Source organism: Streptomyces sp. NPDC052101 (assembly GCF_040680235.1).
GTDB lineage: Bacteria > Actinomycetota > Actinomycetes > Streptomycetales > Streptomycetaceae > Streptomyces.
In genome coordinates, this window is record NZ_JBFAWH010000002.1 from 491,734 (window position 1) to 516,697 (window position 24,964).

A 24,964-nucleotide genomic window follows, 5' to 3' on the forward strand; every position below is an offset into this window, starting at 1 on the left:
GTTCCCCTGGGCGCAGGGGGGCAAGGTCAGTTCTGCTGGGCGCAGGCGGCGAACCGTTCGCGGACTGCGTCCGCCACCTCCGCCGGCCGTTCCTGCGGAAGATAGTGCCCGGCCCCCGGCACCAGCCGCACCCGCAGCTCGTCGGCGTACGGCTCGGCGCCCGCCAGCATCGACGGTACGACGACGCTGTCCCGCGCACCGCCGAGCAGCAGCGTCGGCACGGTCAGCCGCTCACGCCGCCGGGTGCCCCGTACCAGCGCGGGGATGTCGTGCAGCACATACTGCCAGAACAGGGACTGCGCGGCGGCCGCGCTCCCGGAGGTGGCGCGGACGTACTCGGCGATCTCCGCCTCGGTCCACGCGGCCGCCGGGTCGGCGACCTGGTGGCGCAGCAGGAACCGGGTGAAGCCGGGCCAGTGCCGCAGCACGGCCCGCCCCAGCACCGGGTACTCGACGAACGCGGTGAACCACAACCGCCACAGGTTGGGCAGGACCGCGCGGTGCCGGGGCCAAGGGTGGGACATGTTGAGCGCGAGATACCCGGTGAACCGCTCCGGCGCGCGCAGGCAGAGCCGGAAACCCAGATGCGCTCCCCAGTCGTGCCCGACCAGCCCGACCCGCTCCAGCCCGAGCGCGTCCAGCAGCGCGAGTGCGTCGTCCGCCAGGCTGTCCATGTCGTAGCCGCGCGGTGTGCCCTCGGACCAGCCGAAGCCGCGCAGGTCCGGGCAGAGCAGCCGGTATCCGCCGGCCAGCTGCCCGGCGACCTTGTGCCAGGCGTACCAGTGCTGCGGGAATCCGTGCAGCATCAGCAGCGGGGTGCCGGTGCCCGCGTACTCGGCGAGATGCAGCCGCGTCCCGCGTACGTCGAGCCGGCGGTGCTCGGCACGCTCGTCGTGCGGCAGTGGGCGCTCGGTGTGCGATGCCATGCCTGACCCCTCTCGGGCCGGTGCGGACCCCCGTCGGGCCCGCGTCGCCGGGTCAGGAGCAGGGGCGAGGCCAAAAGGTTCCACCCATAAGGTCCTTGCATGAACTGGACCGTGCCGCTGAGCGCCATGGCCGGAGCCCTCGCCTGAATCGTCGCGACGTTCGTCGTTGACCGGGACCGCCGGCGGCGCGCCCAGCGGGCCGAGGCCCAGACCGTGCTGCGGGAGACGCTCGTGGCCTGCCTCGCCCGCCTCGCCCGCTCCACCGAACCGGGCATACCGGAGTCGCCGGAAAACCCGTTTGTCCGAACGCACTCCCGCCGCCTACCGTCGGCCCATCGACGTGTAGCTCAGCAGCAGAGCACCGGGCTCCAGACCCGGAGGGCGCAGGGGCGGAACCTGCCGCGTCGGCTGATGACGACGTGTAGCTCAGCAGCAGAGCACCGGGCTCGGGTCCCGGAGGGCGCGGGGGCGGAACCCGCCATGTCGGCTATGAACGACGACGCTGAGCAGCAGCACCTCGCCCAGGCGAACCCCGGATACGCGGCCGGTCAGCTGGCCGCCGCGCTCCGTGCGGCCGCCACGCACCCGGACCCGGAGACCCGCCGACGCGGCGAGGAACGCGGCCGCAGGTGGCGCGCGGTCCTGACCGGAATGGCGAACGGCCTGCTGACCATCGGCTCCCGCACCCCGGTCGCCGGACTCCCCGCATGGGTCACGCCCGAGGTCGTCCGGGGCGGATTCGCCACCGGCGAGCCGAGCGCGGGCGGCCCCCTGCTCGACTTCGAGATCGCGGCCGCGCGCCGGGCCGGTGTGCCGGAGCAACGGCACGCGCTGTTCGGCCACTTCCTGTCCGAGGAGGGGCTCGCCCACCTCTACGGACTCCTCGACAGCGGTCGTTACGAGGTGGCCGTTCCCGAGGAGGCCGCCCTGCTCACCGTGGCCTGGCTGGCCCGGGCCGGAGAGGCGGACGCCGCGCTCGATCTGGTCGAGGAACTGGCCCCGTTCGCGGACCGGCTCCGGTTCTGCCCGCGGCCGTCCGACCGGCCCGCGCCCCGCCCCGACGCCGTGCACCGCTCCACCGTCGCCGACGCCTCCGCCGCACTCGCACGCCAACGCCCCAGCACGGCCGTCGAGTCGCAGCGCGAGGCCCTGGCCGTCTGGCAGCCCTTCGGCGACGAACTGCTGCTGCACTGGCTGGAGTTGACGGACGCCGAGGGACACATCCGCGTCCCCGGCCCCGCCGACGCCTGGCACACCCGCTCGGCCGAGCTGCTGCGCCGGTACCGCGAGCTGGCCCTGCGCCACACCCACTGCACCAAGCACCGCAAGCCCAAGGAGAACCTGGGCATCCTGCGCGGCGCCCTGGAGGAGACCGCCGCCGGACGCGAACTGCGGCCGCGGCAGCTCGGGCTGCTCCGGCACGCCCTCGCCTCCATGGTCCGGCGGCGCGGCCTGCCCGGCTCCGCGGAGCACACCGCGCTGCGCCGGGAGCAGGCCGCCCAGGCCGCTCAGCCCTCGCACCACGCGCTGGCCCGGGTCGTGCTGGGGCGGCTGTCCGGCCTGCCTCAGGACAGCGGGGTCAGCGACGTCGCTCCGATCATCGCGCCGGTGAGCGCCGAGGAGGCCGCCGCCACCGGGGTGCCCGCGAGCGCGGCCATCCCGCCCGCCGTACGCCGGCCCGTGGAGGCGGCGCTCAACGCATCCGTCGGCACGCTCGTGGAGCGCGGTGTCGTCCCCTCGGCGGAGGTCCTGGCCGAGCTGGTCCCCCAGCTCGTCGCCGCCACCACCGCCGCGGCCCACCGCGAGCCGGCCCTGCGCTCGCTGGCCGCCGCGAACTACCGCGCGTTCCGCAACCGCCGCTCCCTGCTGCTGCTCAACCTCCAGCGCCAGGTGCGGGTGGAGGAGCTGCCCTGGGTCCGGTCGGTCGCCGCCCATCGTGTCGAGGCGGGGGCGGACGAGGTGGCGGCCGCCACGCTGCGGGAACTGGGCGGGCTGGCGGTGCGGGCCTTCCCCGGCACGATCCTGCCCAACCCGCTGGTCCGCGAACTGTCCGTGCTCGCCCGCCAGGCCGAGCTGGGCGCGCCCTTCGTCGAGGAACTCGCCGCGGACATCTTCATGGGCACGTTCACCCCTAAGTTCCTGACGGCCGCGCGGGTCGCGGCCGAACTCCTCGGCGGCGGCTCGCTCTACGAGCGTTACTACGCCGTCGACTACCGTGCGGTGCGCAACCTCGCGGTGGTCGAGGCGGGGGATGCGGCACTGCGGTCCCACGGGGCACGTACGTCGCCCGGGTTCGCCGCACTGTGCCGGCAGCGGGCCGCGGAGCTGGCTCCGGGCGCCGGCGGCACGTCCGGCTCCTGGGTCGCCCAGAACGGCACGGTGATCGAGCAGGCGCAGATCCTCACCACCCACAACCTGGCCACCCTCGTCCACCGGGTCGGCATCGAGCCGGGCGTCGGCTGGGACGGGCTGGCCCTGCGCTGCTTCGACACCGTGTGCCTGCTGACCGGGCGCGTTCACCACAACCCGCGTCCCCTCGGCACCATCAAGGACATCGCCTACGCCTGGCGCCAGATGGTGTTCCACCTGTCGCTGTGCGAGCCGCAGGAGCAGCGGCGCGTCCTGGACCGCCTGACCGAGGACACCGCCCGCCGCCCCTGGCACATCGCCGACCGTCTCGCCCCCGCCCTCACCGGGCTCCGCCAGGTCATGGACGGCGCCCCGGCCGACGCGGGCACGGGCCGTCGTCTGCTGGGCTGGACCACCGGGCCCCACTGGCTCCGCGCATGAACTCCACTGCGGCGTCTGTCATTTCAGGAATGCTTCACACTCAATCGTGAACTTCGCTCTTGCAGTTGGCATATTCGATTTCCTCCGCTCTACGTTCCGGAGCGGAGGTGGTTCACATGAGCGAACCCAGCAAGCGATCCCACTCGTCCGAACGGCACGAGGCGATCGATGTCAGCGACTTCGTGTACGCGGCGACCGGAGCCCGCGTACGAAGGCTGACCATGCCGGACGGGAGCCATTGGTTTCCGGCGGTGGATGTGTGCAAGGAACTCGGGTACACCACACCCCGGAAGGCACTGACCGACCATGTCCCGGAGGACCATCGAGAAAGTCTCGAGACAGTGACTGGAAGTCACTGTCTCAGCATTCCCGCAGGTAGAGAGTGGCGTCGAGACTTGCAACTCATCGATCTCCAGGGTCTGATCCTCCTCGTCCAGGCCTGCACGAAACCCTCTTGCGCCCCCTTCAAGCAGTGGGTCGCGGAGGTGATCGAGACTGTTCAACGAGAGGGTTCTTACACTCTCGAAGAGGCCGAGGTGCAGCCCGCCGACCCCGGCGCCCCCATCGCGTACGCCATGCCGGAGCAGGTCGCCGAGGCCATCGTCCGGCTGGAGGCGCACAACCTTCAGCTGGACGAGGAGCTGGCGAACGGGCAGCGCGAATCGATCGCGTTGCAAAAGGAGATGCTGTCCATCCAGAGGGAGACGCTGGCCACGCAGAAGGCCACCCTCGCCGTGCAACAGGCCATGGTGCGGGCGATGGAACGGATCGCGGACCGGCTCGACGCCTTAGTGCTGGAGCGTCGGACGTCCGGCGGGCATGTCGCGGTGCTGCCCACCACGGCCTCCGTACTGGCCGATTGGCGGCAACGCCTGTCCGTGACGGAGGACGTATGGGCCGTGGCCGTGGCGATCGCTCCGGTCCTCGTCGAGAGGGGCGAGCTTCGCGAGCCGCTTGAATCGATCGCCGCCCGTACGGGACTCTCCGTGCGCCGTGTCAACGAATGCCTGCGGCTGCTGCGCAAGCACGCCTGCATCCGCTCCCAGGGCGGGTCGGAGGAAGGGGCGCCGGTGTACGTGCTGAACCAGGCCTGAGAACAGAGGGGCGGTCGCAAGGGAAATTTGCGGCCGCCCCTCTGTGATCCGAGGCTATCCCCCCGGAACCCTCACGCCCAGGTGATCAGCCTCTTCGGCTGCTCCAGGATCGCCGCCACGTCCGCCAGCACCTTCGAGCCCAGTTCGCCGTCGACCAGGCGGTGGTCGAAGCTCAACGCCAGTGTGGTGACCTGACGCGGCTTGACCTTGCCCTTGTGGACCCACGGCTGGAGCTTGATCGCGCCGACCGCGAGGATCGCTGACTCGCCGGGGTTGAGGATCGGCGTGCCGGTGTCGACGCCGAAGACGCCGACGTTGGTGATCGTCACCGTGCCGCCCTGCATCGCCGCGGGCGAGGTCTTGCCCTCGCGGGCCGTCGACACCAGGTCGCCCAGGGCAGCGGCCAGCTGCGGGAGCGTCTTCTCGTGCGCGTCCTTGATGTTCGGCACGATCAGGCCGCGCGGGGTGGCGGCCGCGATGCCCAGGTTGACGTAGTGCTTCTGCACGATCTCCTGGTTGGCCTCGTCCCAGGACGCGTTGACGTCGGGGTTGCGCTTGATGGCGACCAGCAGGGCCTTGGCGATCAGCAGCAGCGGGTTCACCCGCAGGCCCTGCATCTCCTTGTCCTGCTTCAGCTCCTCGACCAGCTTCATCGTGCGGGTCACGTCGACCGTCACGAACTCCGTGACATGCGGCGCCGTGAACGCCGAACCGACCATCGCCGTCGCCGTCGCCTTGCGGACACCCTTGACCGGGACACGGGTCTCGCGCGCGCCGTCGTACGACGCGACCGGCGCCGGGGCCACCGGGGCGGCGGCGACCGCAGGCGCCGTCGGCTCGGCCGGCTTCGGGGTCGCCGCGGCGTGCACGTCCTCGCGCGTGATGATGCCCTCCGGGCCGGACGGGGTGACCGTGGCCAGGTCGACGCCGAGGTCCTTGGCCAGCTTGCGCACCGGCGGCTTGGCCAGCGGGCGGGGCTTCTCGGCGACCGCGCCATGGCCGTTCAGCTCGGTCTGGATCGCCTGGGCCACCGCCGGGACGGTGGCCTCGGCGCCCTTGCGGGGGCGGCGCTTGGTGGAGGACGTCGCCACGCCGTAGCCGACGAGGACCGGCTGGCGGCCCTGCGGCTTCGGCTCCTCCTCCGCCGCGGCGACGGGTTCCGCCTTCGGCTGCTCGGCGGCCGGTGCCTCGGGCGCCGCGCCGCCCGCCACGTCCACCGCGATGATGGCCGTGCCCACGTCCACCGTGGTGCCCTCGGGGAAGTGGAGGGCGCGGACCACGCCGTCGTAGGGGATGGGCAGTTCGACGGCCGCCTTGGCGGTCTCGACCTCGCACACCACCTGGCCGTCGGTGACCGTGTCACCCGGCTGGACATACCACTTGAGGATCTCGGCCTCGGTGAGTCCCTCGCCGACGTCCGGCATCTTGAACTCGCGTACGGACGCTTCCGTCATCGTCGTCACGACCCTCTCCTCAGAACGCCAGCGAGCGGTCGACGGCGTCGAGCACGCGGTCCAGGTTCGGCAGGTACTCCTCCTCCAGGCGGGCCGGGGGGTAAGGGGCGTGGTAACCGCCTACCCGCAGGACCGGGGCCTCCAGGTGGTAGAAGCAGCGCTCGGTGATCCGGGCGGCGATCTCCGCACCGGAACCGAAGAACACCGGCGCCTCGTGGACCACGACCAGGCGGCGGGTCTTCTCGACGGACGCCTGGATCGCATCGAAGTCCAGCGGGGAGACCGAGCGCAGGTCCAGGACCTCCAGGGACTTGCCCTCCTCGGCCGCGGCGGCCGCGACCTCCTGGCACAGCTTCACCATCGGGCCGTAGGCGGCCAGGGTGAGGTCGGTGCCCTCGCGGACGACCTGCGCCTTGTGCAGCGGGGCCGGGATCGCCTCGGCGTCCACCTCGGCCTTGTCCCAGTAGCGCCGCTTGGGCTCGAAGTAGATCACCGGGTCGTCGCTCTGGATGGCCTGCTGCATCATCCAGTACGCGTCCGACGCGTTGGAGGGGCTGACGACCTTCAGGCCCGCCACGTGCGCGAACAGGGCCTCGGGGGATTCCGAGTGGTGCTCGACCGCGCCGATGCCGCCGCCGTAGGGGATGCGGATGACGACCGGCATCTTGACCTTGCCCAGCGAACGCGCGTGCATCTTCGCGAGCTGGGTGACGATCTGGTCGTAGGCCGGGAAGACGAAGCCGTCGAACTGGATCTCCACCACCGGGCGGTAGCCGCGCAGCGCGAGGCCGATCGCCGTGCCGACGATGCCGGACTCGGCCAGCGGGGTGTCGATGACGCGGCTCTCGCCGAAGTCCTTCTGCAGGCCGTCCGTCACACGGAACACGCCGCCGAGCTTGCCGACGTCCTCGCCCATGACCAGGACCTTGGGGTCGGTCTCCAGGGCACGGCGCAGCGATTCGTTGATGGCCTTCGCCATCGCCATCTTCTCGGCCATGTCAGTGACCCCCTTCTGCGTCCGCGAACGACGCCTGGTAGGCGGCGAACTGCGCTCGCTCCTCGTCGACGAGCGCGTGCCCGTCCGCGTACACGTTCTCGAAGATCGCGAAGTGGTCCGGGTCGGGCATGGCGCGGACCACTTCGCGCACTCGCTTGCCCAACGCCTCGGACTCGGCCTCGAGTTCCGCGAAGAATCCGTCGTCCGCGTGGTTTGAAGCCTCCAGGTACCGGCGAAGGCGCAGGATCGGGTCCTTCGCCTCCCAGGCGACGCGCTCGTCGTCGGCCCGGTAGCGGGTGGGGTCGTCGGAGGTGGTGTGGGCGCCCATGCGGTAGGTGTACGCCTCGACCAGGGTGGGGCCCTCGCCGCTGCGGGCGCGCTCCAGCGCCCGCTTGGTGACCGCGAGGCAGGCGAGGACGTCGTTGCCGTCGACCCGCACGCCGGGGAAGCCGAAACCCTGGGCGCGCTGGTAGAGCGGCACCCGGCTCTGCTTCTCGGTGGGCTCGGAGATCGCCCACTGGTTGTTCTGGCAGAAGAACACCACGGGGGCGTTGTAAACCGCGGAGAAGGTGAACGACTCGGCCACGTCGCCCTGGCTGGAGGCGCCGTCGCCGAAGTAGGCGATCACCGCGCTGTCCGCGCCGTCCTTGGTGACGCCCATCGCGTAGCCGGTGGCGTGCAGCGCCTGGGAGCCGATGACGATCGTGTACAGGTGGAAGTTGTTGCTGTTCGGGTCCCAGCCGCCGTTGTTCACGCCGCGGAACATGCCGAGCAGGTTGGTCGGGTCGACCCCGCGGCACCAGGCGACGCCGTGCTCACGGTAGGTCGGGAAGACGTAGTCGTCGTCGCGCAGGGCCCGGCCGGAGCCGATCTGGGCGGCCTCCTGGCCCAGCAGGGACGCCCACAGGCCCAGCTCGCCCTGGCGCTGCAGGGCGGTGGCCTCGGCGTCAAAGCGACGGGTGAGCACCATGTCGCGGTACAGGCCGCGCAGGTCTTCGGGGGTGATGCCGGCGACGTAGCCGTCGTACTCGGCGTTCTTGACCCGCTTGCCCTCGGGCGTCAGCAGCTGTACGAGCTCCGGTTCGGTGCTCTTCTTGGCCGCGGCGCGAGTGGTACGGGTGGTGCGCTTGGCGCCGGTGGTTCCGGACGCATTCCCGGCCGTGCCGGTCTTCGCGCCGGTGGTGCCGGTGTTGCTGCCGGTGGTGCCGGCCTTGCCTGCGGCGCTGCGTCGCGGCTTGCGCGCGGCACTGCTGTCCACGGTCACGTGTGCTCCTCCGTCGTTCCGGCCCCCGGGGTTGCCGGTAGGCCAGTGCGGCTCACCTGTTTCGACCACCGGGCACGGGGTGGGTGCCACTCGGCCGGGAACAGGCGTGACAGGTGCCCCGGCGAGCGCCCTGCAACCATCACGTTACCCAGTGCTCCACATTTCTGTGAAACGCCGTCTGACCTGCGATTTTGCTTGGATTTCCAAGTAAATCAAGAAGGCCGCGAAGCGCGCTGGTCACAGCCTCGCGAAAGGCCGGAGCAACCGCACGTTATCCCGCTGACCCGGGTCACGGGAAGAGTTTGTGTGTGAGACTGCTTCCGTGCACGAACCGGAAAAAATCAGGGTATTTCTCCTCGACGATCATGAGGTGGTCCGCCGAGGAGTCCACGAGATGCTCTCCGTCGAGCCGGACATCGAGGTGGTCGGCGAGGCCGGCACGGCGGCCGACGCACTGGTACGGATTCCGGCCACCCGCCCCGACGTGGCGGTGCTGGACGTGCGGCTGCCGGACGGCAGCGGGGTCGAGGTGTGCCGGGAGGTCCGCTCCCGGGACGAGACGGTGCGATGCCTGATGCTGACCTCGTTCGCGGACGACGAGGCGCTGTTCGACGCGATCATGGCGGGCGCCTCGGGGTACGTCCTGAAGGCGATCCGCGGCAACGAACTGCTCCAGGCGGTGCGGGACGTAGCCGCCGGGAAGTCCCTTCTGGACCCGGTCGCCACCGCGCGCGTGCTGGAGCGGCTGCGCGACGGCGGTGGCGCGCGCACGGACGACAAGCTCGCACGGCTCACCGAGCAGGAGCGGAGAATCCTCGACCTGATCGGCGAGGGGCTCACCAACCGGCAGATCGGTGAACGACTGCACCTCGCCGAGAAGACCATCAAGAACTACGTCTCCGGTTTGCTTTCCAAACTCGGAATGCAGCGCAGATCACAGGCCGCTGCTTATGTCGCCCGCACGCAGGCGGGAAATCCCGGAAGCCGATAACTGGATCATTCTCAGCGCGGCCGCAGCGGTCCGGCGATCCGTTCCACCTCGGAGCGCGGCGCAGGCCTGACCTGCTCGGTGAAGGCGTGCGTGTACGGCCACATGACCGGCTCGCGCGCGTGGACGGCCGGAGTCTGCGCCCACACGACGCCGTTGCGGTCGGTCCAGTGCGGCCAGTGGAAGGCGGCGCCCGCGGCCACGTCGGCAGCCAGGCGCGCGACCAGGCCGTCGGGCACCCGGGTGCCCCGGAGCGTGGGGCGCCAGTCCGGCAGAGGGCCGCGGAAGCCGACCCCGTGGCGCCGTCGCAGCAGCCAGATCTCGATCCCGGAGGTGACCGTCACACCCACCGGACCGGCGAACAGGGCCACCCAGTAGGCGGGCAGCGGGCGGGAGCCCGGGTACGCCTGGACCGCGTCGACCAGGGCGTAGTGCGCGAGGGCCGTCAGCCAGACCAGGGGCACGGCGGCCAGCGGCCGGACCAGGGGATGGCCGCCGGTGCCGAAGTTGTTGCGGTGGATCAGGAACAGCACGGAGCCGAAGAAGACCAGGAGCCAGGGCCCGAGGAACACCCCCGGGATCACCCAGGCCGCACCATTCGGCAGATAGTCGTAGCTGCGGCTCATCCAGTACAGGAAGAGACCACAGAAAGCGGCGGTGACCAGCGCCGTCAGCAGCGGACGCAGACACAGGCGCAGCACGTACGCGCGTGTGCCGGAACGGGCCAGGGCGACGACCGGTCCGCAGGCCAGGAGCAGCGCCGCCGGGCCCGTGCCGAGCATCAGCAGCGCGTCGGTGAAGCCCTGCTCGACGGGCCCGAACAGGCCTTCCCCCGTGAACAGGCCGACGACGAACGCGAGCACGCCGAGGCAGAGCAGGGTCCGGGGCAGCAGCAGCCGTTCGATGAGCGGATCGGCGGCCTGCTCGGCCAGCGTGGAGACCATCGGGCTCCCGTACGGGCCGAAGGCGCCCGCGCCCGGGCCGGCGAGGCCGAGGGCGTCGCCCGCGCCGAACCGGAACATCCGGAAGGGGCCGTAGATCCGCCGGGCCAGCCGCCACGGCAGCAGCACGTCCACGGCCCACGCGCCCGCACCACTCAGCCGCGCGGGCTCGGCCGGGACGCGGTACGGCGGCCGGTCGTAGGCGTCGATCGCGCTCATGGCGGCTCTCGCTCCCCCGGAGACGGCATCATGATCAGAACGCGATCATCATGGCAGGCGAGCCGCCAACGGCCAATCGCTCAGGCCGACTTGTCGCGGTTCGGGACATCCGGCGGGTCGGCGGGGACGTGCATCCCGGTGCATGGTGTGACCAAAAGCGACCAGCGACGACTGCCTGTGACAAGCCCCAGCTCACAGCGTCTTTTCGTGCCCTACCATCTGCGGCGTGCCGCGCTCATGTGTACCAACCCTGGTCTCCCACGCGCCCCCTCTGGGCGCACTTCTCCGCCTGTACGCCGCCGGCACCGCCCTGACCTGTGAGCCGGTCGAGCAGGGCCTGCTGAACCGCGGCTACCGGCTGCGCACCACCCGCGGCCGCTACTTCCTCAAGCACCACTTCGACCCCGACACCGCCGACCCGGCCGCCATCGAGCGCCGCCACCGCGCCACCCAGCGCCTGGCCGACCTCGGTGTCCCGGTCTCCGTACCGCTCGCGCACCGCGAGGGCCGTACGGTCGCCGTCGTCGGCGGCCACGCCTACGCCCTGCACCCCTGGATCGACGGCAGGCACCGCCACGGCGGCCAGCTCACCCGCGCCGAGAGCGCACGCCTGGGGGCGCTCCTGGGCGCCGTGCACGCCTGCCTGGAGCGCGTGATGCCACCCAAGGGGCGCACGCGCCCCGCCACGAGCCCCCATCCCGTGGAGAGCGCCGACCCCGCCGACACCTTCGCCCTCATCGACGATCTGCTCGCCCATGTGCGCCGGCAGCGCCCCGCCGACGCCTTCGACGAACTGGCCCGGCACCGGCTGCTGGAGCGCCGCGCGCTCGTGGAGCAGCACGCGCACCGGCGCCCGCCGCGCGGCGGCTCGGTGGGCTGGGTGCACGGCGACTTCCACCCGTTCAACGTGCTCTACAAGGACGACACACCCGCCGCCATCGTCGACTGGGACCGGCTGGGCGTGCAGCCCCGCGCCGAGGAGGCCGTACGCGCCGCCGCGATCTTCTTCGTACGGCCCGTGGGCGCCCTGGACCTGCCGAAAGTGCGCGCCTACGCGCACGCGTACCGGCGCGCGGCCGGCGCCACGCCCTCCGAGCTGGCGGCGGCCGTGCACCGGGTGTGGTGGGAGCGCCTGAACGACTTCTGGATGCTGCGCTGGCACTACGAACGCGGGGACACGCGCGCGGACTGCCAGTTCCCGGCCGCGTCGGCGCTCGTCGTGTGGTGGACACGCGAGTACGACGCGGTGTGCGACGCGTTCGTGCAGTGAGCGCCGGCGCATCGGCTCAAGGAGAGGCCGTCAGCGGCGCCGGCGCCCTGGGTGTCCTTCAACCGGTGGGGTCGCCCGTGGCGCCGCCGTCCGTCGTGGTGCCGGCGTTGGTGCCGCCGTTCGTCGTGGTGCCGGCGTTGGTGCCGCCGTTCGTCGTGGTGCCGGCGTTGGTGCCGCCGTTCGTCGTGGTCCCGTCCGTGCCGCCGCTCGTCGGGTCCGCGGAATCGGACGGCGAGGTCTGCGGGTCCGTCGGCGAGTCGGTCGGACCCGTGCTCTGCGACTGCGACGTCTGCGGATCCGACGGCGTGTAGTCGGACCCTCCCGACGTCGAGTCCGAGCCGTTGTCCGTGGCCGGGTCGGAGGGCTGGTCGGTGGTGTCGTCCGACGGAGTCGCGGAGCCCGTGTCGTCCTTCGTGGACTTCGAGTGCGTCGGCGGCGGCGTGGTGTCGGTGCCGGTCCCGGTGCCGGAGCCCGTGCCCTTGAGGGCCAGCGCGACGCCCGCCGCGATCGCGATGACCGCGAGGACGGCGAGGATCCACAGCTTGCCGCGGCCGGTGCCCTTGTTGCCGTGCCCCTCGAAGCCGCCGTCGTCGCCGTTGCCGTAGCCCTGCGGCAGGATCGGCTGCGGGATCTGGGCGGTCCCGGGGCCGTAGTCGCCCGGGTGCTGCATCGCGGCCGTGCCCGTGAAGCCGCCCGCCGGGGTGTGCCGGCCGTCGTGCGCCTGCACCGGGCCGGTGTTCCAGGTGCCGGTGTGGCCGCCCTGGTCGTACAGCATCTGCAGGCCGTACTGGACCATGCCGCGCATCTCCTCGGCCGTCTGGAACCGGTCGTCCGGCTCCTTGGCGAGCGAGCGCATGACCAGGCCGTCCAGCTCCGGCGGGCAGCCGTCGGAGAACTCCGAGGGCGGCGTCGGGATGTCCTGGACGTGCTGGTAGACCACCGACAGCGGGGTCTCGCCGGTGAACGGGGGCCGCAGGGCGAGCAGTTCGTACAGCAGGCAGCCGGTCGCGTACAGGTCGGAGCGGTGGTCCACGGCCTTGCCGAGCGCCTGCTCCGGGGAGAGGTACTGCGGCGTGCCCATGACCATTCCGGTCTGTGTCATCGTTGTCGAGGCGCCGTGCAGGGCGCGCGCGATGCCGAAGTCCATCACCTTGACGGCACCGCTGTGGGTGATGATCACGTTGGCGGGCTTGATGTCGCGGTGCACGATCCCGTGCTGGTGCGAGTAGGCGAGCGCCTCCAGCACCCCGGAAACGATGATCAGGGCCTGCTCGGGCCCCGGCGCCTCGGCGTTCAGCAGCAGATCGCGGATGGTGCGGCCCTCGACCAGCTCCATCACGATGTACGGCACGGACTGACCGCCGACGAAGTCCTCGCCGGAGTCGTACACGGCGACGATCGCGTGGTGGTTGAGGCCGGCGACCGACTGTGCCTCACGCGTGAAGCGGGCCTTGGAGACCGGGTCCTCGGCCAGGTCCGCGCGGAGCAGCTTGACCGCGACGGTACGGCCCAGCCGGACGTCCTCGGCCGCGAACACCTCGGCCATGCCGCCCCGGCCCAGCCGGTGGGTCAGCCGGTACCGGCCGTCGCCGACGACCCCGCCGTTGCCCCACATCTCCGGCGCGTCCGACATGCCGCCGCCAGTCGCCTCGGGGTCGGACGGGCCCTGGGCGCGCTGCTGCTGTGCCATCAGTCCTCGCCGTCGTTTCTGCCCGCGGTGCGCGCGGTGTTGTTACGGTCTCCGTCGGCCACGCTACAGCCTCCGCGCGAGCCACCGGTTCGGAACAGGAACCGGGACCGGCCGAAGCCGGACCGGCCATGAAACCTGTAGCACGCGCTGTCGTGCAAATTCTGTGGACTGGTGGTACGCCCCCTGTAACGCTTGCGCGACGCTTCTTGCGCGTACGGTCACGGAACGGGCACCGAGCTTGACGTGTCGGTGCCCTGGGGCAGACTTGGCCGGGAATGACACATTCGATCAAGGCCCGTGCGATGAGCGAAGGCGCCGCAAGGCCAGTGGGGGACACGGAGAGATGAGCCAGGACGGCGCACACGGCCGGTATGCGGGGCAGTCGCTGGCCGGCGGCCGCTACCAGCTGCGGGACCTGCTCGGCGAGGGCGGCATGGCCTCGGTGCACCTGGCGTACGACGCCGTGCTCGACCGCCAGGTCGCGATCAAGACGCTCCACACGGAACTCGGCCGGGAACAGGCCTTCCGAGAGCGCTTTCGGCGTGAGGCTCAAGCCGTGGCCAAGCTCACGCACACCAATATCGTCTCGGTCTTCGACACCGGCGAGGACGATCTCGGTGGTCTGACGACTCCGTACATCGTCATGGAGTACGTCGAGGGCCGCCCGCTCGGGTCGGTCCTCGACGAGGACATCCGGCAGTACGGCGCGATGCCCGCCGACAAGGCGCTGAAGGTCACCGCGGACGTGCTGGCGGCGCTGGAGATCAGCCACGAGATGGGGCTGGTCCACCGCGACATCAAGCCGGGCAACGTGATGGTGACCAAGCGCAACGTGGTCAAGGTCATGGACTTCGGCATCGCCCGCGCCATGCAGTCCGGCGTCACCTCCATGACCCAGACCGGCATGGTCGTCGGCACCCCGCAGTACCTCTCGCCCGAGCAGGCCCTCGGCCGCGGCGTGGACGCCCGCTCCGATCTGTACTCGGTCGGCATCATGCTGTTCCAGCTGGTCACCGGGCGGCTGCCGTTCGACGCGGACTCGCCGCTCGCGATCGCGTACGCGCATGTGCAGGAGGAGCCGGTGGCTCCTTCGTCGGTCAACCGGTCCCTGCCGCCCGCGGTGGACGCGCTGGTCGCCCGCGCGCTGAAGAAGAACCCGAACGAGCGCTTCCCGACCGCCGAGGCCATGCGCGACGAGTGCCTGCGCGTCGCCGCCTCCTTCCAGGCGGCCGCGCCGAGCATCGTGCCGGGCGCCGGTCCGACCCAGAGCGGCTCGGGCGTCGGCTCCGCGGTGTTCCCGCCGGTCGACCGGACCGCCCCGGCGGCCCCGGGCCCGGTCCAGACGCCGTACCAGCCGGGCCCGTACGGCGCGCCGCAGACGCCCGCGCCCGCCCCGGCGGGCTACGGCTACCCGCAGCAGGGCGGCTACCAGACGCCGCCTCCGGTGGGCTACGGCCCGCAGGCCGCGCAGACCCCGCCGCCGTACGGGGTCGCGCCGCAGGCGGCCACGCAGCCGTCCGTGCCGGGTTCCGGCGGCGGCAAGAGCAACAAGCCGGTGATCATCGGCTCGGTCGTGGTGTCGCTCGTCGCGGTCGGGGCCCTGATCGTCGCGCTGACGATGAGCAATGGCGGCGGTGACAAGAAGGGCGGCGGCGGCGCGAGCGCCTCGGCGTCCGCCTCCTCCACCCCGGCGGGCTACCGCGGGCCGGACCGGACCCGGGTGATCGACAAGGCCAAGTGCACGAGTCCGTACAAGGCCTGGGACAACGAGAACAAGATCGAACTGCCCGACTTCCGGTACAAGGACCTCAACTCCGTGAAGGCCTGCTTCCAGGCCGCGGGCTGGGAGTACAAGATCACGACCCAGAACGACAACACCTGGGGCAAGGACACCGTCCTGGACCAGTTCCCGGCCGAGGGCACGGAAGTCGACAAGAAGGCCCCGGGCACGATCGAACTCACGGTCTCGACGGGCAACCCCGCCTGACACCGGCCGTCCGCCAACGACTGGGAGCCCGGCACGATTTCGTGCCGGGCTCCACTCGTCGCTCCACCGGTGACTGCACCGATCACTGCATCAATTGACTGCTACTGCGCCGATCACTGCGCCCGTTACAGGTACGGACCGCCCGAGCGGCCCGCGGCGTGGGGGTCGTCGCCGTCGTGGCCGGTCACACCCGGCGGGAGCGCGCGGCGCATCTGCTCCAACTGGGCCCGCGCGGCCATCTGCTGGGCGAACAGCGTGGTCTGGATCCCGTGGAAGAGGCCCTCCAGCCAGCCCACCAACTGTGCCTGCGCGATCCGCAGTTCGGCGTCGCTCGGGGTGACGTCGTCGGTGAACGGCAGGGAGAGCCGCTCGAGTTCCTCGACCAGCTCCGGCGCGAGGCCGTCCTCCAGCTCCTTCACCGAGCTGGCGTGGATCTCCTTCAGCCGCACCCGGCTCGCCTCGTCCAGAGGAGCCGCACGCACCTCCTCCAGAAGCTGCTTGATCATGCTGCCGATCCGCATGACCTTGGCCGGCTGCTCCACCTGCTCCGTGACCGGGATCTCGCGGGGGTCCTCGCCCCCATTGCCACCGCCGAGCGCCATCCCGTCCTGGCCCACGACGAGGATCTGGGGATTTTCCGGCATCCGTTCGTTCCTCGGCATCTCCATGCCGCCATTCTCTCGCACGCGTACACCTCATCACCGTGGTGCCCCCTCAGGGGAGTGATCCACCGTTTAGACCCGACGGCGCATTCTGAAATGCCCAGTTAGCCCGCGAATGTGAGGCTTATTTCCGTCGGTCATCCATCGATCACGACGTCCGGGCTCCGGGAGGTCACCGACGTGACTCCATGGCTGCGCAGCACGCTCCCCTGCGTACGGCTGCTGCTCGTCCTCGCGACGGCCGTTCCCGCCTACGGCACCGTCACCGCGTACGCCGCGCCCGCGTACGCCTCCGAGCCCGGCGCCATAGGCCCCGCCGCCCCGGCACATCCGCACGGCCCCGCCCCCGCCCCCGCGCAGCCGCACCGCCCTCCCCGGCACTCGAAGGACACGGCCCGCGAAGCCCCGGACCCTCCCGTCACCGACCCTAGGGACTCCACCGGCCCCACAGACTCCCCCAGTCACGATCCCGGTCACGATCCCGGCCACGGCGACTCCCCCGGCACCGGCCACTCGCACGCCCCCATGCCCACCGACTCCGCCTCGGCCTCGTACCGCCCGGGGCCCTCCGTCGAGCCGAGCCGCGCGGGCAGCCGGGCCGGTGAGGGGCGGATGCGACCGGGTCGACCGGACGGGCCCGCGGCCGAGATCGAGGGCGACGACGACACTCTGCCCACCCGGGATCCCGGCACCGGCCGGCCGGAGGAGCCGGAGACCGCGAACCTCCCGGCCGTCACGCCGACGGCCTCGACCGCCCCCGACCAGGCCGGTCTCGACCGACCTCCCGACCAGAACACCACCCAGCAGGGCCAGACCACCACGGCGCCGGTACTGCAGATCCTCCCGCTGGGCACCGGCCTGGTCCTCATCGGCCTCGGCCTGGCCCTGGCCTTCCTGGGCCTGAAACTCCGCAGAAGCTGACCACGGCACCGATCAAGCCCGCAGACCGAGCGGCCGCGTTACCGCGTTACCGCGTCACCAGCAGCACCTTGCCGACATGGCCGCTCGCCTCCACCACCCGGTGCGCCTCACCCGCCTGCGCCATGGGCAGTTCGCGGTCCACGACCGGCCGGACATGCCCCGAGGCCAGCAGCGGCCACACATGCTCCCGCACCGCCGCCACGATGGCCGCCTTCTCGCTCAGCGGCCGCGCCCGCAGCGAGGTCGCGCTGATCGCGGCCCGCTTGCCGAGCAGCGCGCCGATGTTCAGTTCGCCCTTGACCCCGCCCTGCAGCCCGATGATCGCCAGGCGCCCGTTGACGGCGAGTGCCTGGACATTGCGGTCCAGGTACTTCGCGCCCATGTTGTCCAGGATCACATCGGCCCCCGCACCCCCGGTGGCCTGCTTGATCTCGGCGACGAAGTCCTGCTCGCGGTAGTTGATGAGGATGTCGGCGCCCAGCTCGGCGCAGCGCTCCAGCTTCTCCTTCGTACCGGCCGTCACCGCGACCGTGGCGCCGACGGCCTTCGCGAGCTGGATCGCCATGGTGCCGATGCCGCTGGACCCGCCGTGCACGAGCAGCGTCTCGCCGGGCCGCAGGTGGGCGATCATGAACACGTTGGACCAGACCGTGCAGACCACCTCGGGCAGCGCGGCCGCCTGGGTGAGGCCGACACCCTCGGGCACGGGCAGCAGCTGCCCGGCCGGTACGACGACCTTCTCCGCGTATCCGCCGCCCGCGAGCAGCGCGCACACCTCGTCGCCGACGGCCCAGCCCGACACTCCGGGGCCGAGCGCGGCGATCCTGCCGGAGCACTCCAGGCCGGGGTAGGAGGAGGCGCCGGGCGGCGGGGTGTAGAAACCCTGCCGCTGCAGGATGTCGGCACGGTTGACGGCGCTGGCCACCACCTCGACCAGCACTTCGCCCTCGCCGGGCACCGGGTCGGGGGCCTGCGCCCACACCAGCGCGTCGGGACCACCAGGTTCGGGAATCGTGATCGCATGCATGCCCGTGACGCTACTCCCCGCCGGTGGCGTCTTCGGGCCGGACCCGCTCGCTCCCGGACGCGCCCGCACATCAGGAGCAGCACGCGCGGGGGCCCGGACGTTTCACGTGAAACACACCCCGATACCGGCGGTCGCCCACGGCAGGTCGAGGAGTTCCGCCTCCTCACCCTGCCGGGCCCCGCCGGGCGGTACGACGGCCAGCGCGTCGGCGGCGGCGATGCCGCGGAGCATGGCCGGACCGTTGTAGTGCAGCGGCGCGGCACGGTCACCGCGCAGCACCACCGGAACGAGCCGGGTGTCGTACGGGTGCCCCTCGACCGCCTCCTTGAGCGGCAGGGTGTACGGCTCGGGCGCCGGGTGGGCGGCCAGGGTGCGCAGCAGCGGCTCGGCGAGCGTGAGCAGGCCGGAGACGGCCGCGAGGGGGTTGCCGGGCAGGCCGACGAGGTGCTGGGCATCCTTGGTGCGGGCCAGCAGCATGGGGTGGCCGGGGCGCACCTTGACGCCGTCGACGAGGAGTTCGGCGCCGATGCGTTCCAGGGTGGGATGGACGTGGTCGACGGGTCCGCCCGCGGTGCCGCCGGTGGTGACGACGAGGTCGGCTTCCGAGCCGGTGACGGCCTTGTGCAGGGCCTCGGCGTCGTCGCCGATCCGGCGCACCGCGATGACCTCGGCGCCGAGCGCGCGCAGCCAGGGCGGCAGCATGGGGCCGAGCGCGTCCCGGATCAGCCCGTCGCGCGGCAGGCCCTCGTTCAGCAACTCGTCGCCGAGGACGAGGACTTCCGCACGCGGACGCGGTACGGCGATGACGGTGTCGTATCCGGCCGCCGCGGCGAGTCCCAGAACGGCGGGGGTGACCACGGTGCCGATGGGCAGCAACTGGTCACCGCTGCGGCACTCCTGGGCGCGCGGACGGATGTCCTGGCCGTGTGCCAGCTCCCGGGTGGCGTGCAGCCGGCCCTGTGTGTCGGTGCGGCCGTGCTCGCTGCGCAGCACGGCGGTGGTGTCGGCGGGGATGCGGGCGCCGGTGGCGATACGGACCGCCTCGCCGTCGGTGAGCGGCTCCGGCTGGGCGTGCCCGGCGAGCACGCCCTCGTCCCGTACGTCCCAGGGGCCGGGCCCGGCGACCGCCCAGCCGTCCATCGCGGAGGTGTCGAAGGAGGGCAGGTCGGTGAGCGCTTCGAGCGGGGCGGCCAGGACGAGGCCGAGGGCGTCGCCGAGCGGCACGGTGACGGGGGCGCGGCGGACGCGGGCGCGGGCGGCGCGGGCGGCGATCTCGCGGGCCTGGTGCCATGGGGTGGCCCGGTGCTCCTGGCCATGTGCTTCGGGCGTCGGTGGGGGCACCTGGCCCGCGTGGTCGTCCTTGGCGTCTCGCACGAGGGCCAGGGCCTCCTCGACATCGAGGTCGTCGCGGTCCGCGGCGGGCGCTCCGGCCGGGGTTCCGGGGGCGGTCATCCGGCGTCCGGGGCGCTCGGGCCCCCGCTGTTCCCGCCGCCGCTGCTCTCTTTCCCGCCTCCGTTGCTCTCTTCCTCCCAGCGCAGTGCGAGCGCGGCCGCCTTGCGGGCGGCCTCGGCGACCGCCTCGGGTCCTCCCTTGCCCTGGGCCGCGGCATAGCCGACGAGGAAGGTGGTCAGCGGGGCGGCGGGCCGGGCCACCGAGTGCGCGGCGTCACGGGCCAGGTCGAGCAGGGCGCCGGTGTCGACGTCCAGGTCGATGCCCAGCTCGTTCTTGACTGCGGAGATCCATTCATCCAACACGTGCCCATGCTCCCTGATGCGTGCCCTGGCGTTGACGAGGTCCTCCCAGGTGTCGCAGTCGAAGGACGCGAGCGGGTCCGGGACGCGGGTGAGGCGGAGGGCGCCGGTCAGCCGGCGCAGGGGCAGTCCGACCAGGCCGTCCGGCCCGGCGGCGAGGGCGGCCAGCTCGCGGCGGAGCGCGGCGGTGCGGTACGCGGCCACGAGCGGCTGATCGCGGCCGTCGGCGTCGGCGAGCAACGCGCCGTCCGCTCCGGTCTCGCCGAGGGCGGACAACAGGCGCTGGAGTGTGGCCGGCTGGAGAAAGGGCAGGTCGGCGGAGAGGACGACGGTGTGCTCGGCGGTGGTGAGCCGCAGGCCGGCCTCCAGTGCGGCGACCGGTCCGGCGCCGGGCGGCTCCTCGCGCGCCCAGCACACCGGCCGCGCGGTGGGGCGCCGGTCGGCCACCACGACGGTCGTCCCGGCGTCCGCGCAGGCCGCGAGCACCCGGTCGATGAGCGCCCGGCCCCCGACCCGCAGTCCGGGCTTGTCGGCGCCGCCGAGCCGCCGGGCGCCGCCGCCTGCCAGCACGACGGCGTCGTACGGCACGGGCGTCCCGGGGGCCACGGGGGCGTTGTCGGTCATCCCCCGAGTATGTCCCGAGGGGCCCGCTTGTATCCGTCCGCGGGGCCCTGCTTGCGGGCCCCGCGTGCGTCACAGCGTGCGCAGGAGCACCGCGGGCTGTTCCACGCAGTCCGCCACGTACCGCAGGAAGCCGCCGGCCGTGCCGCCGTCGCACACCCGGTGGTCGAAGGTGAGCGAGAGCTGGACGACCTGGCGCACCGCCAGCTCGCCCTCGTGCACCCAGGGTTTGGGGACGATCCGGCCGACGCCGAGCATGGCGGCCTCAGGGTGGTTGATGATCGGGGTGGAGCCGTCGACACCGAAGACCCCGTAGTTGTTCAACGTGAAGGTCCCGCCGGTGAGTTCCCCGGGCGTCAGCGTCCCGGTGCGGGCGGCCTCGGTGAGCCGGGCGAACTCGGCGGTCAGCGACTCGGCGTCACGCGCGTGGGCGTCCCGGACGACCGGCACGACGAGCCCGCGTTCGGTCTGCGCGGCGAACCCGAGGTGGACATGGTCGAGCTGGACGACCTCGCGGGCCTCGGCGTCGACGTACGAGTTCAGCTCCGGGAACCGGGCGAGCGCGGCCGTGCAGATGCGGGCGAGGAGGGCGAGGAGGGAGATCTTCGGCCCTCCGGCGGCGTTCATGGCGGCACGCGCGCGCATGAGTCCGGTCGCGTCGGCGTCGACCCAGCAGGTGGCGTCCGGGATCTCCCGGCGGCTGCGGGAGAGCTTGTCGGCGACCGCGCCGCGCACCCCCTTGAGGGGGACGCGGAGGCCGGCGGCGCGCGCGGCCGAGGAGGTGGGGGCGGGCGGGGACGCCATCGCGGAGGCCGCCGGGGCGGGCACCCCGGCCGTACGGCTGTCCTGGGCCGTCCTGGCCCGCAGTACGTCCTCGACGTCCGCGCGCAGGATCAATCCGTCCGGGCCCGAGCCCGCCAGCTGCCGCAGGTTCACGCCGCCCTCGCGGGCGAGCTTGCGCACCAGCGGGGAGATCACGGGCACGGGGCCTTCGGCGTGGAGCGCGGTCACGGGCGCGTGGGCCGTGGCGAGGGAGTCCGCGGCCCGCGGCGCTTCGGCTGACACCGCAGCCGCGCCCGGCTGCCCGGTCCGCCGCATTGCGGACGGTGCGCTCACGGCGGGTGTGCGGTCTTCGCCGCTCCCGGCGTTCGCACCGCGGGCCGCCATGGGCGTCGGCCGTACCCTTCGGCGCCGCGTGGGGGCTTCCGAGGTGCCGTATCCGACCAGGACGTTGCCCGATCCCTCGGCTTCGCCGCCGGGGGCCGCGGGGCCCACCGCGACGGTCAGCAGCGGTGCGCCGACCGGCAGTTCGGTGCCCTCCTCGCCGAAGCGGGCGGTGATCACGCCGCCGTAGGGGCAGGGCACCTCGACCATCGCCTTGGCCGTCTCGACCTCGACGACCGGCTGGTCCACTGCGACGACGTCACCGACCTGGACCAGCCAGCGCACGATCTCCGCCTCGGTGAGTCCCTCGCCGAGGTCGGGGAGCTTGAACTCCAGCACCTGTGCCATCAGCCCTCGGCCTCCCACTGCAGCCGCGCCACGGCGTCCAGGATGCGGTCCACGCCGGGCAGATGGTGCCGCTCCAGCATGGGCGGCGGGTAGGGGATGTCGAAGCCGGCCACGCGCAGCACCGGCGCCTCCAGGTGGTGGAAGCAGCGCTCGGTGATCCGGGCCGCGATCTCGCCGCCCGGTCCGCCGAACCCGGTGGACTCGTGGACGACGACCGCGCGTCCGGTGCGCCGCACGGACGCGCAGACCGTCTCGTCGTCGAACGGCACCAGCGAGCGCAGGTCGACCACTTCCAGGTCCCAGCCCTCGGCCTGCGCGGCCTCGGCGGCCTCCAGACAGACCGGCAGGGAGGGGCCGTAGGTGATGAGCGTGGCGCTGCGGCCGGGGCGCCGGACGACCGCCCGGCCGATGGGCTCGACGTCCGTGGGGTGCTCGGGGTTCCAGGTGTCCTTCGACCAGTACAGCCGCTTGGGCTCCAGGAAGACGACCGGGTCGTCGGAGGCGATGGCCTGGCGCAGCAGGCCATAGGCGTCGGCGACGGTCGCGGGCGCGACGACGTGCAGTCCCGGCGTGGCCATGTAGTAGGCCTCGGAGGAGTCGCTGTGGTGCTCCACGCCGCCGATGCCGCCGCCGTAGGGGACGCGGACGGTGATCGGCAGGGGCATCCTGCCGCGCGTGCGGTTGCGCATCCGGGAGACATGGCTGATGAGCTGCTCGAACGCCGGGTAGGCGAAGGCGTCGAACTGCATCTCCACCACCGGGCGCAGGCCGTACATGGCCATGCCCACGGCGGCGCCGAGGATGCCGGCCTCGGCGAGCGGGGTGTCGGTGCAGCGGTCCTCGCCGAACTCCTTGGTGAGGCCGTCGGTGACCCGGAAGACACCGCCGAGCGTGCCGACGTCCTCGCCCATGACGTGCACGGCGGGGTCGGCGGCCATCGCGTCGCGCAGCGCGCGCGTGAGGGCCTGCGCCATGGTGGCCGGCTTGACGGCGACGGTGGTCATCGGACGCCGCCTTCCTGCTCGTCGTGCTGCTCCTGCTCGGCTTCCAGCTCGGCCCTGAGCAGGGCGCGCTGTTCGCGCAGTTGGGCGGTGGTCTTGGCGTAGACGTGGTCGAAGAGGGCCATGGGGTCGAGTTCGGGGTCGCGGTTCATGCCGTCACGCAGGTCAGCTGCCATCTTCTCGGCGTCCTGCCGGGCGGCGTCCATGCCGGCCTCGTCGAGCAGCCCGCGGGCGGTCAGCTCCCGCTCCAGCAGCTCGATCGGGTCGTGGGCACGCCAGGCCTCGACCTCGGCGTCGCCGCGGTAGCGGGTGGCGTCGTCGGCGTTGGTGTGGGCTTCGATGCGGTACGTCACCGCCTCCACCAGGGTGGGGCCGCCGCCCGCGCGTGCGTGCCGTACGGCGTCGCTGAGGACCTCGTGCACGGCCGCCGCGTCGTTGCCGTCGACGAGCCGGCCCGGCATGCCGTATCCGACGGCCTTGTGGGCCAGGGAGGGCGCGGCGGTCTGCTTGGCGAGCGGGACGGAGATCGCGAAGCCGTTGTTCTGCACGAGGAAGACGACCGGCGCCTGCCAGACGGCGGCGAAGTTCAGCGCCTCGTGGAAGTCGCCCTCGCTGGTGCCGCCGTCGCCGACCAGGGCGAGCGCGACCACGTCGTCGCCCTTGAGGCGGGCGGCGTGCGCGAGGCCGACGGCGTGCGGCAGCTGGGTGGCGAGCGGGGTGGAGAGGGGGGCGACCCGGTGGGTGTGCGGGTCGTAGCCGTTGTGCCAGTCGCCGCGCAGCAGGGTGAGGGCCTCGACGGGGTCCACGCCGCGGGCGACGACGGCGAGGGTGTCGCGGTAGCTGGGGAAGAGCCAGTCGCGTTCCTCCAGGGCCAGGGCGGCGGCGACCTCGCAGGCTTCCTGACCGGTGCTGGAGGGGTACACCGCGAGGCGGCCCTGCTTGGTGAGCGCGGTGGCCTGCGTGTTGTAGCGGCGGCCGCGCACCAGCTGGGCGTAGAGCCGGCGCAGCAGGTCCGGGTCGGCCTTGGCGGCCGCCTCGGTGCCGAGGACGCGATAGGGCTCGGCGTCGGGCAGCAGCGGCGCGGGGTCCATACGGGGCTGCCAGGCGGGCGGCGGCGATGGCCGGTACGCGCCCCGCTGCTCCATGACCGTCATGACGGCACCTCCTCGTGGGAGCGGCTACGGGAGGCGCGTCGGCTGTGAGGCGCCTCACCAACCGATTGTTCGGTCGTCGGCACATTTTGGCTACAGGCCCCTCCAGGCTGTGGACAAACGGTTCTCCACAGCCTGGAATGAACGCAGGACGTCCACGGCGAGGGAGTGGGGGGCAATGTCAGCTGAACAAATGGCCGACGGACCGCACGACGGCCCCGTGCTGCCACCGCCGCGACCGCTGGACGCGATCGATCAGGACATCCTGAAGATCCTGCAGGCGGACGGCCGCGCCTCGATACGGTCCGTCGCCGAACGCGTCCATGTCTCGCGTGCCAACGCCTACGCGCGCATCAACCGGCTCGTCGAGGACGGCGTCATCCGCGGCTTCAGCGCGCGCGTGGACCATGAGCGGGCGGGGCACGGCACATCGGCGTACGTCACCCTGAAGATCGTCCAGAACACCTGGCGCACAGTCCGCGAGCAGCTCCGGCAGCTGCCCGGCGCCTCCCATATCGCGCTCGTGGGCGGCGACTTCGACGTGCTGCTGCTGGTGCACACGCCCGACAACCGGGCGCTGCGCGAGCTGGTGCTCACCCGGCTCCAGGCGATCCCCGAGGTGCTCAGCACCCGCACGCTGCTGGTGTTCGAGGAGGAGGACCTGGAGCCGGAGACGTGATCGAAAGTCCGCCGCAGGC

At 72.3% G+C, this 24,964-nt stretch carries 20 protein-coding genes and 2 tRNA genes; 9 read left to right on the forward strand and 13 right to left on the reverse strand.

All coding sequences use genetic code 11. The features are described 5' to 3' along the window. Positions 1–26: 26 nt before the first annotated feature. Positions 27–926 carry an alpha/beta hydrolase gene (locus tag AB0L75_RS05860; RefSeq protein ID WP_365175732.1) on the reverse strand — a complete coding sequence of 300 codons (900 nt, stop codon included), beginning with the start codon at positions 924–926 and terminating at the stop codon, positions 27–29. 336 nt (positions 927–1,262) lie between these two features. Here AB0L75_RS05860 and AB0L75_RS05865 point away from each other — a divergent pair. The 4 genes from AB0L75_RS05865 (at position 1,263) to AB0L75_RS05880 (ending at position 4,810) form a co-directional block, all read left to right on the forward strand. Continuing rightward, positions 1,263–1,334 (forward strand) — tRNA-Trp (locus tag AB0L75_RS05865). Positions 1,335–1,341: 7 nt separating this feature from the next. Then, positions 1,342–1,413, forward strand: a tRNA-Pro gene (locus tag AB0L75_RS05870). A gap of 2 nt (positions 1,414–1,415) precedes the next feature. Then, on the forward strand, positions 1,416–3,716 hold the full coding sequence (locus tag AB0L75_RS05875) for a hypothetical protein (protein ID WP_365175734.1): 2,301 nt from the start codon (positions 1,416–1,418) through the stop codon (positions 3,714–3,716). 116 nt (positions 3,717–3,832) lie between these two features. Next, positions 3,833–4,810: a Bro-N domain-containing protein gene (locus AB0L75_RS05880; RefSeq protein ID WP_365175736.1), complete on the forward strand. Its 978-nt coding sequence runs from the start codon at positions 3,833–3,835 to the stop codon at positions 4,808–4,810. A 71-nt stretch (positions 4,811–4,881) separates the two neighbouring features. On the opposite strand, the gene AB0L75_RS05885 is transcribed toward AB0L75_RS05880, so the two are convergent. From AB0L75_RS05885 to pdhA (AB0L75_RS05895), 3 genes are read right to left on the reverse strand one after another with little or no spacing between them, the layout of a single operon-like run. Next, the gene (locus AB0L75_RS05885) at positions 4,882–6,273 is read right to left on the reverse strand and encodes a dihydrolipoamide acetyltransferase family protein (protein WP_365175738.1); all 1,392 of its coding nucleotides are present in this window, start codon (positions 6,271–6,273) and stop codon (positions 4,882–4,884) included. A 10-nt stretch (positions 6,274–6,283) separates the two neighbouring features. Next, entirely contained in the window at positions 6,284–7,261 is a 978-nt protein-coding gene (locus AB0L75_RS05890) for an alpha-ketoacid dehydrogenase subunit beta (protein ID WP_365175740.1), read from the reverse strand. A 1-nt stretch (position 7,262) separates the two neighbouring features. After that, positions 7,263–8,525 carry a pyruvate dehydrogenase (acetyl-transferring) E1 component subunit alpha gene (pdhA, locus tag AB0L75_RS05895; RefSeq protein WP_365175742.1) on the reverse strand — a complete coding sequence of 421 codons (1,263 nt, stop codon included), beginning with the start codon at positions 8,523–8,525 and terminating at the stop codon, positions 7,263–7,265. A 322-nt stretch (positions 8,526–8,847) separates the two neighbouring features. Between pdhA (AB0L75_RS05895) and AB0L75_RS05900 the strand changes: the two genes are divergently transcribed. Then, positions 8,848–9,516, forward strand: a complete 669-nt coding sequence (locus AB0L75_RS05900) for a response regulator transcription factor (protein ID WP_365175744.1) — start codon at positions 8,848–8,850, stop codon at positions 9,514–9,516. An 11-nt stretch (positions 9,517–9,527) separates the two neighbouring features. On the opposite strand, the gene AB0L75_RS05905 is transcribed toward AB0L75_RS05900, so the two are convergent. Beyond that, positions 9,528–10,673 (reverse strand): hypothetical protein, encoded by a 1,146-nt coding sequence (locus tag AB0L75_RS05905; RefSeq protein WP_365175746.1) that lies wholly within the window; start codon positions 10,671–10,673, stop codon positions 9,528–9,530. A gap of 226 nt (positions 10,674–10,899) precedes the next feature. On the opposite strand from AB0L75_RS05905, the gene AB0L75_RS05910 reads away from it, so the two are divergent. Further along, the gene (locus tag AB0L75_RS05910; protein ID WP_365175748.1) at positions 10,900–11,943 is read left to right on the forward strand and encodes a phosphotransferase; all 1,044 of its coding nucleotides are present in this window, start codon (positions 10,900–10,902) and stop codon (positions 11,941–11,943) included. Between the two features lie 58 nt (positions 11,944–12,001). On the opposite strand, the gene AB0L75_RS05915 is transcribed toward AB0L75_RS05910, so the two are convergent. Next, positions 12,002–13,633, reverse strand: coding sequence for a protein kinase (locus AB0L75_RS05915; RefSeq protein WP_365175750.1), 1,632 nt, complete (start codon positions 13,631–13,633; stop codon positions 12,002–12,004). A 343-nt stretch (positions 13,634–13,976) separates the two neighbouring features. On the opposite strand from AB0L75_RS05915, the gene AB0L75_RS05920 reads away from it, so the two are divergent. Beyond that, positions 13,977–15,620: a protein kinase gene (locus tag AB0L75_RS05920; protein ID WP_365175752.1), complete on the forward strand. Its 1,644-nt coding sequence runs from the start codon at positions 13,977–13,979 to the stop codon at positions 15,618–15,620. Positions 15,621–15,745: 125 nt separating this feature from the next. Here AB0L75_RS05920 and AB0L75_RS05925 read toward each other — a convergent pair whose 3' ends face one another. Next, entirely contained in the window at positions 15,746–16,288 is a 543-nt protein-coding gene (locus AB0L75_RS05925; protein ID WP_365175754.1) for a bacterial proteasome activator family protein, read from the reverse strand. A 174-nt stretch (positions 16,289–16,462) separates the two neighbouring features. On the opposite strand from AB0L75_RS05925, the gene AB0L75_RS05930 reads away from it, so the two are divergent. Then, positions 16,463–17,203, forward strand: a complete 741-nt coding sequence (locus AB0L75_RS05930; protein WP_365175756.1) for a hypothetical protein — start codon at positions 16,463–16,465, stop codon at positions 17,201–17,203. Between the two features lie 46 nt (positions 17,204–17,249). Here AB0L75_RS05930 and AB0L75_RS05935 read toward each other — a convergent pair whose 3' ends face one another. The 6 genes from AB0L75_RS05935 to pdhA (AB0L75_RS05960) all read right to left on the reverse strand — a co-directional run bounded on the left by AB0L75_RS05935 (position 17,250) and on the right by pdhA (AB0L75_RS05960) (position 24,269). After that, entirely contained in the window at positions 17,250–18,230 is a 981-nt protein-coding gene (locus tag AB0L75_RS05935) for an NAD(P)H-quinone oxidoreductase (protein ID WP_365175758.1), read from the reverse strand. A gap of 102 nt (positions 18,231–18,332) precedes the next feature. Beyond that, the gene (locus AB0L75_RS05940; protein WP_365175760.1) at positions 18,333–19,682 is read right to left on the reverse strand and encodes a molybdopterin molybdotransferase MoeA; all 1,350 of its coding nucleotides are present in this window, start codon (positions 19,680–19,682) and stop codon (positions 18,333–18,335) included. Beyond that, a complete protein-coding gene (locus AB0L75_RS05945) occupies positions 19,679–20,605 on the reverse strand; it encodes an NTP transferase domain-containing protein (RefSeq protein ID WP_365175762.1) in 927 nt (308 codons plus the stop codon). The genes AB0L75_RS05940 and AB0L75_RS05945 overlap by 4 nt, the downstream gene beginning before the upstream one ends. A 69-nt stretch (positions 20,606–20,674) precedes the next feature. Beyond that, positions 20,675–22,114 carry a dihydrolipoamide acetyltransferase family protein gene (locus tag AB0L75_RS05950; protein WP_365175764.1) on the reverse strand — a complete coding sequence of 480 codons (1,440 nt, stop codon included), beginning with the start codon at positions 22,112–22,114 and terminating at the stop codon, positions 20,675–20,677. Further along, the gene (locus tag AB0L75_RS05955; RefSeq protein WP_365175766.1) at positions 22,114–23,118 is read right to left on the reverse strand and encodes an alpha-ketoacid dehydrogenase subunit beta; all 1,005 of its coding nucleotides are present in this window, start codon (positions 23,116–23,118) and stop codon (positions 22,114–22,116) included. The genes AB0L75_RS05950 and AB0L75_RS05955 overlap by 1 nt, the downstream gene beginning before the upstream one ends. After that, positions 23,115–24,269, reverse strand: a complete 1,155-nt coding sequence (pdhA, locus tag AB0L75_RS05960) for a pyruvate dehydrogenase (acetyl-transferring) E1 component subunit alpha (RefSeq protein WP_365175768.1) — start codon at positions 24,267–24,269, stop codon at positions 23,115–23,117. The genes AB0L75_RS05955 and pdhA (AB0L75_RS05960) overlap by 4 nt, the downstream gene beginning before the upstream one ends. Positions 24,270–24,459: 190 nt before the next feature. Between pdhA (AB0L75_RS05960) and AB0L75_RS05965 the strand changes: the two genes are divergently transcribed. Continuing rightward, positions 24,460–24,945: an Lrp/AsnC family transcriptional regulator gene (locus AB0L75_RS05965; RefSeq protein ID WP_365176470.1), complete on the forward strand. Its 486-nt coding sequence runs from the start codon at positions 24,460–24,462 to the stop codon at positions 24,943–24,945. Positions 24,946–24,964: the final 19 nt, after the last annotated feature.

Coding starts and splice junctions, on each gene's coding strand:
- AB0L75_RS05915 (WP_365175750.1), bottom strand. CDS start 13,633: ATGGCACAGCAGCAGCGCGCCCAGGGCCCGTCCGACCCCGAGGCGACT.
- AB0L75_RS05920 (WP_365175752.1), top strand. CDS start 13,977: ATGAGCCAGGACGGCGCACACGGCCGGTATGCGGGGCAGTCGCTGGCC.
- AB0L75_RS05875 (WP_365175734.1), top strand. CDS start 1,416: ATGAACGACGACGCTGAGCAGCAGCACCTCGCCCAGGCGAACCCCGGA.
- AB0L75_RS05935 (WP_365175758.1), bottom strand. CDS start 18,230: ATGCATGCGATCACGATTCCCGAACCTGGTGGTCCCGACGCGCTGGTG.
- pdhA (WP_365175768.1), bottom strand. CDS start 24,269: ATGACGGTCATGGAGCAGCGGGGCGCGTACCGGCCATCGCCGCCGCCC.
- AB0L75_RS05965 (WP_365176470.1), top strand. CDS start 24,460: ATGGCCGACGGACCGCACGACGGCCCCGTGCTGCCACCGCCGCGACCG.
- AB0L75_RS05950 (WP_365175764.1), bottom strand. CDS start 22,114: ATGGCACAGGTGCTGGAGTTCAAGCTCCCCGACCTCGGCGAGGGACTC.
- AB0L75_RS05925 (WP_365175754.1), bottom strand. CDS start 16,288: ATGGAGATGCCGAGGAACGAACGGATGCCGGAAAATCCCCAGATCCTC.
- AB0L75_RS05945 (WP_365175762.1), bottom strand. CDS start 20,605: ATGACCGACAACGCCCCCGTGGCCCCCGGGACGCCCGTGCCGTACGAC.
- AB0L75_RS05955 (WP_365175766.1), bottom strand. CDS start 23,118: ATGACCACCGTCGCCGTCAAGCCGGCCACCATGGCGCAGGCCCTCACG.
- AB0L75_RS05880 (WP_365175736.1), top strand. CDS start 3,833: ATGAGCGAACCCAGCAAGCGATCCCACTCGTCCGAACGGCACGAGGCG.
- AB0L75_RS05860 (WP_365175732.1), bottom strand. CDS start 926: ATGGCATCGCACACCGAGCGCCCACTGCCGCACGACGAGCGTGCCGAG.
- AB0L75_RS05940 (WP_365175760.1), bottom strand. CDS start 19,682: ATGACCGCCCCCGGAACCCCGGCCGGAGCGCCCGCCGCGGACCGCGAC.
- AB0L75_RS05905 (WP_365175746.1), bottom strand. CDS start 10,673: ATGAGCGCGATCGACGCCTACGACCGGCCGCCGTACCGCGTCCCGGCC.
- AB0L75_RS05890 (WP_365175740.1), bottom strand. CDS start 7,261: ATGGCCGAGAAGATGGCGATGGCGAAGGCCATCAACGAATCGCTGCGC.